Genomic DNA, 13415 nt, shown 5'->3' with positions numbered 1-13415 from the left:
CTGCGCAGGGGATCAAACGCTCTGATCCTCCTCCTGAGCCGCTGCTTCCGCGTCCACGGCTCCTTGACCGGCCATGTCCTCGCCGGCAGTCTGAGCCTTGCGCGTACGGTGGTAGGCAAGGCCGGTACCGGCGGGGATGAGGCGGCCGACGATGACGTTTTCCTTGAGGCCCCGGAGTTCGTCGCGCTTGCCCATGATGGCAGCCTCGGTGAGCACCCGGGTGGTTTCCTGGAAAGACGCCGCCGAGATGAAGGAATCCGTCGACAAGGAGGCCTTGGTAATCCCGAGCAGCATGTGCTCGAAGGTGCAGGGCAGCTTGCCGTCGGCGACCACGCGGTCGTTTTCGGCCAGCAATTCGGCGCGTTCCACCTGTTCGGACTTGATGAACTTGGTGTCGCCCGGTTCGACGATGGTCACCCGGCGCAGCATCTGGCGGACGATCACTTCGATGTGCTTGTCGTTGATCTTCACGCCTTGCAGACGATAGACATCCTGCACTTCGTCGGTGATGTAGCGGGCCAGGGCCTCGACACCCTGCAAACGCAGGATATCGTGCGGATCGGGTTCGCCTTCGACGATCTTTTCGCCCTTGTTCACCACTTGGCCGTCGTGCACCAGCACGTGCTTGTCCTTGGGGATCAGGTATTCGTGGGCGGTACCGTCCATGTCGGTGATGATGAGGCGCTGTTTGCCCTTGGTGTCCTTGCCGAAACTGATGGTGCCGGTGAATTCGGCCAGGACCGAGGCATCCTTGGGAGTACGGGCTTCGAACAGTTCGGCCACCCGCGGCAGACCACCGGTGATGTCGCGCGTCTTGGCAGATTCCTGCGGCATTCTCGCCAGGACATCGCCGACGCCGACCTTCTGACCATCGGCCACGGAGATGATGGACCCCACCTGGAAAGCGATGGAAACCGCGTGATCGCTGCCGGTGACCCTCACTTCCTGACCGGCGTCGTCGAGCAGCTTGACCACGGGGCGCAGACCTTTGGCGGCGGCCTTGCCGCCGCGCTTGGAGTCGATGACCACCAGGGTGGACAGGCCGGTCACGTCGTCCACCTGCTTGGCGACGGTGACCCCCTCTTCGACGTTTTCGAAGCGCACGTTACCGGCGTATTCGGTGATGATCGGACGGGTGTGGGGATCCCAGGTGGACAGTTTGACACCGGCCTTCACGACTTGGCCTTCGTCCACGGTGAGAAGCGCACCGTAGGGAACCTTGTGGCGCTCGCGCTCACGACCGTGGTCGTCAGTAATCAGGACCTCGCCGGAACGGGAGATGACTACCTTTTCGCCCTTGGCGCTGGTGACGTAGCGCATGTTGGCGGTAAGTCGGATGGTACCGGCCGACTTGGCCTCCACTTGCGAGGCCACCGCGGCCCGGGAGGCCGCGCCGCCGACGTGGAAGGTCCGCATGGTCAGCTGGGTTCCCGGCTCGCCAATCGACTGGGCCGCAATCACCCCCACAGACTCGCCGGAATTGACCAGCATGCCGCGACCCAGATCGCGACCGTAACACTTGGCGCAGAGGCCGTAGCGGGTCTCGCAGGTGAGGGGGGTACGGACCTTGACTTCGTCGATGCCCAGCTTGTCGATCAGTTCGACCATGTCTTCGTCCAGCAAGGTGCCGGCGAAGATGACGGTTTCCTGGGTTTCCGGGTCCACCAGATCCTCCCCGGTGACGCGGCCAAGGATGCGCTCACGTAGGGGTTCGATCACCTCACCACCTTCGACCAGGGCCTTCACGGCAAAGCCGTTGTTCGTCCCACAATCGTCCTTGGTGATGACCAGATCCTGGGTCACGTCCACCAGGCGGCGGGTCAGGTAACCGGAATTGGCCGTCTTCAACGCCGTGTCGGCCAGACCCTTACGGGCGCCGTGGGTGGAGATGAAGTACTGTAGAACGTTCAGGCCTTCACGGAAGTTCGTGGTGATGGGCGTCTCGATGATGGAGCCGTCCGGCTTGGCCATCAGGCCGCGCATGCCCGCCAGCTGGCGAATCTGGGCGGCGGAGCCGCGGGCACCGGAGTCGGCCATCATGAAGATGGAGTTGAAGGAATCCTGCTTGACCTTCTTGCCGTGGCGGTCGACGACTTCCTCGTGACCGAGTTGTTCCATCATGACCTTGGCCACCTGGTCGCCGGTACGGCCCCAGATGTCCACAACCTTGTTGTAGCGCTCACCTTGAGTCACCAGGCCGTTGGTGTACTGGGTCTCGATCTCCTTCACCTCTTTTTCTGCCTCGGCGATGATCTCGTACTTCTTGGCCGGTACAGTCATGTCATCCGAGCAGAAGGAAATCCCGGCGCGGGTGGCCAGGGCGTACCCGTTCTGCATCAGCTTGTCGGCGAAAACCACGGTTTCCTTCAGGCCGCAGCGGCGGAAGGATTCGTCGATCAGCTTGGAGATCTCCTTCTTCTTCAGGGCCTTGTCGATGGCCTTGAAGGGCAGCCCCTTGGGCAGGATGGTCGACAACAGCGCGCGACCGACGGTGGTATTCACCCGGGCCACCTTTTCCACCCACTCACCCTCGCTGGCGCCGGCTTCGTACTGCTTGAGGCGGATGGTGATGCGGGAGTGGATGTCGACTTCCTTGGCCGCCAGAGCACGTTCGGCCTCGGCGACATCGGCGAAATACATGCCCTCGCCCTTGCCGTTGATCTTCTCGCGGGTCGCGTAGTACAGACCGAGCACGATGTCCTGGGACGGCACGATGATCGGCTGGCCGTTGGCGGGGGACAGCACGTTGTTGGAGGCCAGCATTAGGGTGCGGGCTTCCATCTGGGCTTCCAGGGACAGGGGGACGTGGACGGCCATCTGGTCACCGTCGAAGTCGGCGTTGAACGCGGCGCAGACGAGGGGGTGCAGCTGGATGGCCTTGCCTTCGATCAGGGTCGGCTCGAAGGCCTGGATACCCAGACGGTGCAGGGTCGGCGCCCGGTTGAGCATGACCGGATGTTCGCGGATGACGTCTTCCAGGATGTCCCACACCACCGGCTCCTGTCCTTCCACCATCTTCTTGGCTTGCTTGATGGTGGTGGCGTAGCCGAGCACTTCCAGCTTGTGGAAGATGAAGGGCTTGAAGAGTTCCAGGGCCATCAGCTTGGGCAGGCCGCACTGGTGCAGCTTGAGTTGCGGACCGACCACGATGACCGAACGGCCTGAGTAGTCGACACGCTTGCCCAGCAGGTTCTGACGGAAACGACCGCCCTTGCCCTTGATCATGTCGGCCAGGGACTTGAGTGGGCGCTTGTTGGCGCCGGTCATGGCCTTGCCGCGACGGCCGTTGTCGAGCAGGCTGTCGACGGCTTCCTGCAACATGCGCTTTTCATTGCGCACGATGATTTCCGGGGCCTTCAGCTCCAGGAGGCGCTTGAGACGGTTGTTGCGGTTGATGACGCGACGATAGAGGTCGTTCAGGTCGGAAGTGGCGAAGCGGCCACCGTCCAGGGGCACCAGGGGACGCAGGTCCGGCGGCAGGACGGGCAGGACTTCGAGGATCATCCAGTCGGGCTTGATGCCGGACTTCTGGAAGGCTTCCAGTACCTTGAGGCGCTTGGCGATCTTCTTGTTTTTGGCTTCGGAACCGGTGACTTCCAGCTCGGCGCGCAGGGATTCGACTTCGCTGTTGAGGTCGAGGTTGCGCAGCAGTTCGCGGATACCCTCGGCGCCCATGAAGGCGGTGAATTCGTCGCCGTGCTCTTCCATCATCTCCAGGTACTGCTCTTCGGTGAGCAGTTGGGCGCGCTGGAGGGTGCTGACCAGACCAGGGTCGGTCACCACGTAGGCTTCGAAGTAGAGGACGCGCTCGATGTCGCGCAGCGTCATGTCCAGCACCATGCCGAGACGGGACGGCAGGGACTTCAGGAACCAGATGTGGGCCGTGGGGGAAGCCAGTTCGATGTGGCCCATGCGGTCACGACGGACCTTGGCCAGGGTGACTTCGACGCCGCACTTCTCACAGATGACGCCGCGGTGCTTCAAACGCTTGTACTTGCCGCACAGGCACTCGTAGTCCTTGATGGGGCCGAAGATCTTGGCGCAGAACAGGCCGTCGCGCTCGGGCTTGAAGGTCCGGTAGTTGATGGTTTCCGGCTTCTTCACTTCGCCATAGGACCAGGAACGGATCTTGTCGGGCGAGGCAAGCCCGATGGTGATCGCGTCGAATTCCTCTTCCTGCGTAACCTGCTTGAACAGATCGAGCAATGCTTTCATCGTTTAACTCCTCGGCCCTAAATCAGTAACGTTCCAGATCGATGTCGATAGCCAGCGACCGGATTTCCTTGACCAGCACGTTGAAGGATTCCGGCATGCCGGCATCGATCCTGTGCTCGCCCTTGACGATGTTTTCGTAGACCTTGGTGCGGCCATTGACGTCGTCGGACTTGACGGTGAGCATCTCCTGCAAGACGTAGGAGGCGCCGTAGGCTTCCAGGGCCCACACTTCCATTTCGCCGAAGCGCTGGCCGCCGAACTGGGCCTTGCCGCCCAGTGGCTGCTGCGTGACCAAGGAGTACGGCCCGGTGGAACGGGCGTGCATCTTGTCATCGACCAGGTGGTGCAGCTTCAGGAAGTGCATGTAGCCGACGGTGACCTGGCGCTCGAAGGCTTCTCCGGTACGGCCGTCGAACAGGGTCATCTGGCCGGAGGACGGCATGCCGGCGAGGGCCAGCATGGCCTTCAGCTCCTCTTCCTTGGCGCCGTCGAACACCGGGGTGGCGAAGGGCACGCCCTCCTTGAGGTTGCCGGCCATCTCCATGATCTCGGCGTCGTTCAACTCCTCGAGTTGCTCGGGCTTGCCATTGGAGTTGTAAACCTTGTCCAGGAAACCGCGGACCTCCTTGGCATTGGCGTTGGCACGCAGCATGTCGCCGATCTTGTGGCCGAGACCCTTGGCAGCGAGGCCCAAATGGACTTCCAGGATCTGGCCGACGTTCATCCGGGAGGGCACGCCCAGCGGGTTGAGCACGATATCGACGGGGCGGCCGTCGGCCATGTAGGGCATGTCTTCCACCGGCAGGATGCGGGAGACCACACCCTTGTTGCCGTGACGACCCGCCATCTTGTCGCCGGGTTGCAGGCGGCGCTTCACGGCCACGTAGACCTTGACCATCTTCTGCACGCCCGGGGGCAGTTCGTCGCCCTGGGTGAGCTTCTTGCGCTTGCCTTCGAAGGCGATGTCGAAGTCCTTGCGAGCCTGCTCAAGGCCATCCTTGACCTGCTCGAGCTGTTGGGCGACGTCTTCGTCGGCGATGCGGATGTCGAACCAGTGGTGCGGGTCCATGCCATCCAGATAGTCCTTGGTGATGTCGCTGCCCTTGGCCAGCTTCTTCGGACCACCGTTGGCCTTCTTGCCCAGGATCAGGCGCTCGACGCGGGCGAAGGCGTCACGCTCCACGATGCGCATCTGGTCGGCGAGGTCCAGTTTGTAGTGGCGCAGGTGCTCATCGATGATGGACTGGGCGCGCTTGTCGCGCTCGATGCCTTCACGGGTAAACACCTGGACGTCAATGACGGTGCCGGCAATGCCGGACTGGACGCGCAGGGAGGTGTCCTTCACGTCGGAGGCCTTCTCGCCGAAGATGGCGCGCAGCAGCTTCTCTTCCGGCGTCAGTTGGGTCTCGCCCTTGGGCGTGACCTTGCCCACCAGCACGTCGCCGGCTTCGACCTCGGCACCGATATACACGATGCCGGAGTCGTCCAGGCGGGAGAGTTGGGCCTCGCCCAGGGAGGCGATGTCGCGGGTGATTTCCTCGGGGCCCAACTTGGTGTCGCGGGCGACGACCGTCAGTTCCTCGATGTGGATCGAGGTGTAGCGGTCTTCAGCGACGACGCGCTCGGAGATGAGGATCGAGTCCTCGAAGTTGTAGCCGTTCCAGGGCATGAAGGCGATCAGCATGTTCTGGCCGAGAGCCAGTTCGCCCTTGTCGGTCGAGGCGCCGTCCGCGACCACGTCCCCCTTGGCGATGTGGTCGCCCACCTTCACCAGGGGTCGCTGATTGATGTTGGTGTTCTGGTTGGAGCGGGTGTACTTGACCAGATTGTAGATATCGACGCCCACTTCGCCGGCGACGGTCTCGTCATCGTTGACCCGGACCACGACGCGACCTGCATCGACATAATCGACCAAACCACCGCGCAGGGCGACGACGGCAGTGCCCGAGTCGACCGCCACGGTGCGCTCGATGCCGGTACCGACCAGAGGCTTCTCCGGACGCAGGCAAGGTACGGCCTGACGCTGCATGTTGGCACCCATCAGGGCCCGGTTGGCGTCGTCATGCTCCAGGAAGGGAATCAGGGAAGCGGCGACGGAAACGATCTGGCCCGGTGCCACGTCCATGTACTGGACGCGCGAGGGCTCGGCCAGGATGGTTTCGCCCTTCTCGCGGCAAGTGACCAACTCGTCGGTCAGTTTTCCGCCGCTGTCGAGGGAGGCATTGGCCTGGGCGACAACGTAGGCACCCTCCTCGATGGCGGAGAGGTACTCGATCTGGTCGGTGACCTTGCTGTCATTGACCTTGCGATAGGCGGTTTCGATGAAGCCGTAGGCGTTCACCTGGGCGTAGAGCGCCAGGGAATTGATGAGGCCGATGTTCGGCCCTTCGGGCGTTTCGATGGGGCAGACACGGCCGTAGTGCGTCGGATGCACGTCGCGCACCTCGAAGCCGGCACGCTCGCGGGTCAGACCGCCAGGGCCCAGGGCAGAAACACGGCGCTTGTGGGTGATTTCCGACAACGGGTTGGTCTGGTCCATGAACTGGGACAACTGGCTGGACCCGAAGAACTCCTTGATCGCCGCGGAAATGGGCTTGGCGTTGATCAGGTCGTGGGGCATCAGATTGTCGGACTCGGCCTGGGACAGGCGTTCCTTCACCGCCCGTTCGACACGGACCAGACCGGCGCGGAACTGGTTTTCCGCCAGTTCGCCGACCGAACGGACGCGACGATTGCCCAGGTGATCGATATCGTCAATGTCGCCCCGGCCGTTGCGCAGTTCGACCAGAATCTTGATGGTCTGGACGATATCCCGCGGAGAGAGGGTCAGTTGCTCGCGCACCTCGACGTTGGCGCCCAGGGGCTTGAGGCGGGCTGCCAGGGCTTCGGCTTCCGCAGCGGTGGTGTTCTCCAGCAGAGCACGGGCGCCGTAGTGCAATTCCGCCACCAGACCCTGGATGGTCTCCAGGGGGAGATTGGCACCGTCGGCCAGATTCTTGAGGGCTGCTTCCGCCTTGGACGCCAGACCGCGCACCATGACCTTGTGCTCGATGACGTCGGGCCGGCCCAGACGGCGGTTGAATTTCATGCGGCCAACCCCCGACAGGTCGTAACGCTCGTCGGAGTAGAACAGCCCGTTGAACAGGATCTCGACCGCTTCTTCGGTGGGCGGCTCGCCAGGACGCATCATGCGGTAGATGGCTACGCGGGCAGCCTGCCTGGAGGCGGTTTCGTCCGCCCGCAGGGTATTGGAGATGAAGGCTCCGCGATCTAGTTCATTGGTGTACAGCGTTTCCACGGTGGTAATGCCGGCCTCGCGCAGCTTGGCCAGCAGGGTCTCGGTGATCTCGTCGTTGGCATTGGCGATGATCTCGCCCGTTCCGGTATCGACGACGTTGCGCGCCACGACGCGACCCAGGATGAAATCCTCCGGCACGACGATCTGCTTGAGCCCGGCGGCTGTGACATCGCGGATGTGCTTGGCCGTAATGCGCTTGTCCTTGGGAACGAGCACCTTGCCGTCGGGCCCCGCGAAGTCGAAGCGGGCCACCTCGCCGCGCAAGCGTTCGGGAACGAGGGCAAACTCGACCTTGTCTCGGGTCAGCGCAAAGGTGTCGAACTCGAAGAATTCGGACAGAATTTGCTCCGACGACATGCCGATGGCCTTGAGCAGCGTGGTGACAGGCATCTTGCGCCGACGGTCGACGCGGAAGAACAGGGTGTCCTTGGGATCGAACTCGAAATCCAACCACGAACCGCGGTAGGGAATGACGCGGGCGGAGAAGAGCAGTTTGCCGGAGCTGTGGGTCTTACCGCGATCGTGCTCGAAGAAGACGCCCGGAGAGCGATGCAACTGGGAAACGATGACACGCTCGGTCCCGTTGATGACGAAGGATCCGTTGGTGGTCATGAGCGGAATTTCGCCCATGTACACTTCCTGTTCCTTCACTTCCTTCACGGTCTCGGGCGCTTCCCGATCCATGATGACCAGGCGCACCTTGGCCCGCAGGGACGATGCGAAGGTCAGGCCCCGCTGCTGGCACTCCTTCACGTCGAAAGCCGGCTCTCCCAGCGCGTAGCTCACGAATTCCAGACGCGCGTTGCCCGAATGGGAAACGATCGGGAAGATCGAGGTGAACGCCGCCTGCAGGCCCTCGTTCTTGCGCTTCTCGGCGGGCACCTCGGCCTGCAGGAAGGCGGTGAAGGATTCGAGCTGGGTCGCAAGCAGGAAGGGCACCTCAAGCACGTTGGCGCGCTTGGCGAAGCTCTTGCGGATGCGTTTTTTCTCGGTGTAGGAGTAAGTCATGGTAACTCCGGGATCAGGAAAGCGGGTGGTAAGCCCAAAGGAAGCGGGCAAACGCAAACGGCCTCCCCTTCCCTGCGGGGAAGGTCAAGGGCGACGTTTGCGTTTGCCGGCAGGCGATGCTCAAAGCGGGATTTTCGTGGAGGGCGGAACCTGGTGCAGAAAGCAGAAAAGGGCTGGCGGCAAAAAACCGCCAGCCCATCGGGCAATGCCTGTTACTTGAGTTCGACCTTCGCGCCAGCGTCTTCCAACTGCTTCTTGAGCGCTTCGGCGTCGGCCTTGGGAATGCCTTCCTTGACGGGCTTGGGAGCGCCATCGACCAAGTCTTTGGCTTCCTTGAGGCCCAGGCCGGTGGCGGCACGGACGACCTTGATGACTTCGACCTTCTTCTCGCCGGCGGCCAGCAGCACGACGGTGAATTCGGTCTTCTCTTCGACAGCGGCAGCGGCGCCGGCGGCCGGGCCGGCAACGGCGACGGCAGCGGCGGAAACGCCGAACTTCTCTTCGAAGGCTTTGACCAGGTCATTCAGTTCCATGACGGTCAGGGCGCCAACGGCTTCGAGGATATCTTCTTTGCTAATAGCCATTTCAAACAACTCCTAGTTCAGTTCGTAAGCGGTAGGGATCAAGCGGAAGCTTCTTCGCGCTGCTTGGCCAGGGCATCCAGGGCGCGGACGAAGCCGGCGACCGGTGCTTGCATGACGTACAGCAGCTTGGAGAGCAGCTCTTCGCGGCTGGGGATGGAGGCCAGAGCCTTCACACCTGCCTGGTCGAGCACCTTGCCGGCATAGCAGCCGGCCTTGAGTACCAGTTTGTCGTTGGTCTTGGCAAAGTCGTTCAAGACTTTGGCCGCGGCGACCGGGTCGGCCGACACGCTGTAAATCAGCTGACCCACCATTTGCTCGGCCAGGCCGGCAAATTGGGTATCAGCCACAGCGCGCCGCACCAGGGTGTTTTTCAGCACACGCAGGTAAACGCCAGATTCGCGAGCCTTTTTGCGCAGCACGGTGAGATCACCCACCTCGATACCGCGGTATTCAGCCAGCGCGATAGTCTGAGCGTTGGCCAGTTGCGCCGACACCTCAGCCACGACAGCTTTTTTGTCGTTCAGATTGAGACCCACAGGTCTTTCCTCCTTTCAAGTCCAAACACGGCAGGAAAATCCTGCCGCACCCACGGCGACCTGAACCAGAAGCTTCACCGTCCGTTGCCGGCCGGCTTTGAATCCTGTTCTGGGTACACCGTCTGCGCAGGCCGCTATGCCATTAAGCCCGGACGGATGCCCGGGCACCTGCGGTCTTTGACGATCCGCCCCCCGGCACACGCGGCACCGGAGAACGGCCCAAAGTTCTTACTGCCCCAGGAGCGATGCCTGGTCGATGCGCACCCCCGGACCCATGGTCGCGGAGACGGCGATTTTTCTGAGGTACTGCCCCTTGGAGGACGCGGGCTTGGCCTTGTTGAGAGCTTCGATCAGCGCCTTGAGGTTGGTCTCCAGATTTTCGACGGAGAAGGAAGCACGACCCAGGGTGGCATGCACGATACCGGCCTTGTCGGTCCGGTACTGCACCTGACCGGCCTTGGCGTTCTTGACCGCGGTGGTCACATCCATGGTCACGGTGCCCACCTTGGGGTTCGGCATCAAGCCCCGGGGACCCAGAATCTGGCCCAACTGACCGACCACCTTCATGGCGTCCGGCGTGGCGATGACCACGTCGAAATTGAGATTACCGCCCTTCACTTCGGCAGCCAGATCGTCGAAACCGACGATATCGGCACCGGCAGCCTTGGCGGCCTCCGCCTTGTCACCCTGAGCGAACACGGCAACGCGGACGCTCTTGCCGGTTCCGGCAGGTAACACGACGGAACCCCGAACCACTTGGTCGGACTTGCGCGCATCGACACCCAGATTGACGGCCACGTCGATAGACTCATCGAACTTGGCGGCCGCGGTGTCCTTGGCCAATTGCAGCGCTTCCTGGACGGGATAGAGCTTTTGGGGAACGACCTTGCTCTGCAGGGCCTTTTGACGCTTGGTAAGCTTTGCCATGATTAGAGACCCTCCACCGTGATGCCCATGGAACGGGCGGAGCCGGCAATGGTCCGCACAGCGGCGTCGAGGTCCGCGGCGGTGAGGTCGGGGGCCTTGGTCTTGGCGATTTCCTCAGCCTGGGCACGGGTGATCTTGCCCACCTTGTCAGTATGCGGCTTGGGCGACCCCTTCTGGATACCGGCGGCCTTCTTGATGAGAATGGTGGCCGGCGGTGTCTTCATCACGAAGGTGAAGGACTTGTCCGCAAAAGCCGTGATGACGACTGGAATCGGCAAACCCGGTTCCACGCCCTGAGTCTGGGCGTTGAAGGCCTTGCAGAATTCCATGATATTGAGGCCGCGCTGGCCGAGAGCCGGACCGATCGGGGGCGAAGGATTCGCCTTGCCGGCCGGCACTTGCAACTTGATGTAGCCAATGATTTTCTTGGCCATGATGACTCCTTGAAGATGAGTGGTAACGCGGCTTCGCCGGAGTTCCGACTACTGACGCTCCTCTTGTTACTGCTGTGTGAAAGATGAAAGGGAAATGCGTACGGTCCAAACCCTCTGGGTTTAAGCCGTTTCACCTTTCACTTTTCATCCTTTACTCAACTCAGGCCTTTTCGACCTGGGCAAACTCCAACTCCACCGGCGTGGCACGACCGAAGATGGTCACCGAGACCCGCAGGCGGCTCTTCTCGTAATTGACGTCTTCCACCGAACCATGGAAATCGGTGAAGGGGCCATCCTTGACACGCACGACCTCGCCCACTTCGAACAGCACCTTGGGACGGGGTTTTTCGACCCCTTCCTGCATCTGTTGCATGATCTTGGCGACTTCCTTCTCGGAAATCGGCGTGGGCTTGGTGGCGGTTCCGCCGACGAACCCGGTGACCTTGGGTGTGTTTTTCACCAGGTGCCAGGTGTCGTCGTTCATGTCCATTTCGACCAGCACGTAGCCGGGAAAGAACTTGCGCTCGGAAATGGCCTTCTGGCCCCCGCGCATTTCCACGACTTCCTCGACCGGAACGAGGATGCGACCGAAGTGCTCCTGCATCCCCTGCCGATTGATGCGCTCCTGGATGGCGCGCATGACGCTCTTTTCGAAGCCGGAATAGGCGTGGACGACGTACCAGCGCTTGCTCATGATTTCTTCCAGCCCAGGATCAGATCGTAGAGTGCCCATTCGAGGGTCTTGTCGGTGAAATACAACATGAGAGCCATGACCACGACGAAGGCAAACACGGCCCCGGTGGTTTGCATGGTCTCCTTGCGACTCGGCCAGACAACCTTTTTGGTCTCGTCGCTGGCTTCCTGGGCAAAGGTGAAGAAACGCCGCCCTGGCTCCGTTTGCCACGCCACTGCCACAGCCGCCCCCGCGCCGGCGAGTACCGCCAGCACACGGAGGATCATCGCCTGCTCGGACAGGAGGTAGAAGCCAGCCACGCCCGCCGCCAGCAGCAGCAGCGCCAGCGCGAACTTGATTTTGTCGGCCATTGAATGCGCGTTTCTAGAGAATGGCAGGGGCAGAGGGAATCGAACCCCCAACCTTCGGTTTTGGAGACCGACGCTCTGCCAATTGAGCTATACCCCTGCAGCAGAGACACCAAAGCGCCCCGGATTCCCCGGAGCGCCCTTGTTTGTTGCTAAGGCGATTACTCGACGATTTTTGCGACGACGCCGGCGCCGACGGTACGACCGCCTTCACGGATGGCGAAGCGCAGGCCTTCTTCCATGGCGATGGGGGCGATGAGCTTGACCGTCATGGCGATGTTGTCGCCGGGCATGACCATTTCGACGCCCGAGGGCAGGTCGATGGAGCCGGTCACGTCCGTCGTGCGGAAGTAGAACTGGGGGCGGTAGCCGTTGAAGAACGGGGTGTGGCGGCCGCCTTCGTCCTTGGAGAGGATGTACACCTCGCCCGTGAAGTGGGTGTGCGGGGTGATGGAGCCCGGCTTGCACAGCACCTGGCCGCGCTCGACGTCTTCCCGCTTGGTGCCCCGCAGCAGGGCGCCGATGTTGTCGCCGGCCTGACCCTGGTCGAGGAGCTTACGGAACATTTCGACGCCGGTGCAGATGGTCTTGACGGTGGGGCGGATGCCGACGATTTCGATTTCTTCGCCAACCTTGATGATGCCGCGCTCAACCCGGCCGGTGACGACAGTGCCGCGACCGGAGATGGAGAAGACGTCTTCCACAGGCATCAGGAAGGGCTGGTCGATGGCGCGCTCGGGGGTGGGAATGTAGGAGTCGAGGGCGTCGGCCAGCCGCAGGATGGAGGCTTCGCCAATTTCCGACTTGTCGCCTTCCAGGGCCTTGAGGGCGGAGCCGTGGATGATGGGGGTGTCGTCTCCGGGGAAGTCGTACTTGGAGAGCAGCTCACGCAGTTCCATTTCGACGAGTTCGAGGAGTTCGGCGTCGTCGACCATGTCGCACTTGTTCATGAACACCAGAACGTAGGGCACACCCACCTGACGGGCGAGCAGGATGTGTTCGCGGGTCTGGGGCATGGGGCCGTCGGCAGCGGAGCAGACCAGAATGGCGCCGTCCATCTGGGCGGCTCCGGTGATCATGTTCTTGACGTAGTCGGCGTGGCCCGGGCAGTCGACGTGGGCGTAGTGACGGTTGGCCGTCTCGTATTCGACGTGGGCGGTGTTGATGGTGATGCCGCGAGCCTTTTCTTCCGGCGCCGCGTCAATTTCATCGTACTTCTTGGCCGAGCCACCAAACTTGGCGCACAGCACCGTGGTGATCGCCGCCGTCAACGTGGTCTTGCCGTGGTCAACGTGGCCAATCGTGCCCACATTCACGTGCGGCTTCGTACGCTCGAATTTTTCCTTAGCCATACCATTTCCCCAAATCAATC

9 protein-coding genes and 1 tRNA gene are annotated in these 13415 nt (G+C 62.0%); all 10 read right to left on the bottom strand.

Features of this window, described 5'->3' with window-relative positions; genetic code table 11:
* Positions 1-12: 12 nt before the first annotated feature.
* The 10 genes from rpoC to tuf all read right to left on the bottom strand — a co-directional run bounded on the left by rpoC (position 13) and on the right by tuf (position 13395).
* Positions 13-4215: a DNA-directed RNA polymerase subunit beta' gene (rpoC, locus tag IPM73_00480; GenBank protein MBK8916571.1), complete on the bottom strand. Its 4203-nt coding sequence runs from the start codon at positions 4213-4215 to the stop codon at positions 13-15.
* Positions 4216-4237: 22 nt separating this feature from the next.
* The gene (gene rpoB, locus IPM73_00475) at positions 4238-8521 is read right to left on the bottom strand and encodes a DNA-directed RNA polymerase subunit beta (protein MBK8916570.1); all 4284 of its coding nucleotides are present in this window, start codon (positions 8519-8521) and stop codon (positions 4238-4240) included.
* A gap of 212 nt (positions 8522-8733) precedes the next feature.
* A complete protein-coding gene (gene rplL / locus IPM73_00470) occupies positions 8734-9105 on the bottom strand; it encodes a 50S ribosomal protein L7/L12 (protein MBK8916569.1) in 372 nt (123 codons plus the stop codon).
* Positions 9106-9143: 38 nt separating this feature from the next.
* Entirely contained in the window at positions 9144-9641 is a 498-nt protein-coding gene (rplJ, locus tag IPM73_00465) for a 50S ribosomal protein L10 (GenBank protein ID MBK8916568.1), read from the bottom strand.
* A gap of 228 nt (positions 9642-9869) precedes the next feature.
* Entirely contained in the window at positions 9870-10568 is a 699-nt protein-coding gene (gene rplA / locus IPM73_00460) for a 50S ribosomal protein L1 (protein ID MBK8916567.1), read from the bottom strand.
* A gap of 2 nt (positions 10569-10570) precedes the next feature.
* The gene (gene rplK / locus IPM73_00455) at positions 10571-11002 is read right to left on the bottom strand and encodes a 50S ribosomal protein L11 (GenBank protein MBK8916566.1); all 432 of its coding nucleotides are present in this window, start codon (positions 11000-11002) and stop codon (positions 10571-10573) included.
* Positions 11003-11162: 160 nt separating this feature from the next.
* Positions 11163-11696: a transcription termination/antitermination protein NusG gene (nusG, locus tag IPM73_00450; GenBank protein ID MBK8916565.1), complete on the bottom strand. Its 534-nt coding sequence runs from the start codon at positions 11694-11696 to the stop codon at positions 11163-11165.
* Positions 11693-12046, bottom strand: a complete 354-nt coding sequence (gene secE / locus IPM73_00445; protein ID MBK8916564.1) for a preprotein translocase subunit SecE — start codon at positions 12044-12046, stop codon at positions 11693-11695. The genes nusG and secE overlap by 4 nt, the downstream gene beginning before the upstream one ends.
* Before the next feature lie 21 nt (positions 12047-12067).
* Positions 12068-12143 (bottom strand) — tRNA-Trp (locus IPM73_00440).
* Positions 12144-12204: 61 nt separating this feature from the next.
* Complete coding sequence (gene tuf / locus IPM73_00435) at positions 12205-13395, bottom strand: elongation factor Tu (GenBank protein ID MBK8916563.1); 1191 nt, start codon at positions 13393-13395, stop codon at positions 12205-12207.
* Positions 13396-13415: the final 20 nt, after the last annotated feature.

It is taken from the genome of Betaproteobacteria bacterium (assembly GCA_016720065.1).
Lineage (GTDB): Bacteria > Pseudomonadota > Gammaproteobacteria > Burkholderiales > Rhodocyclaceae > SSSZ01.
Note: the sequence above shows the minus strand (reverse complement) of the source record. Positions and strands in the feature narration are given on the sequence as shown.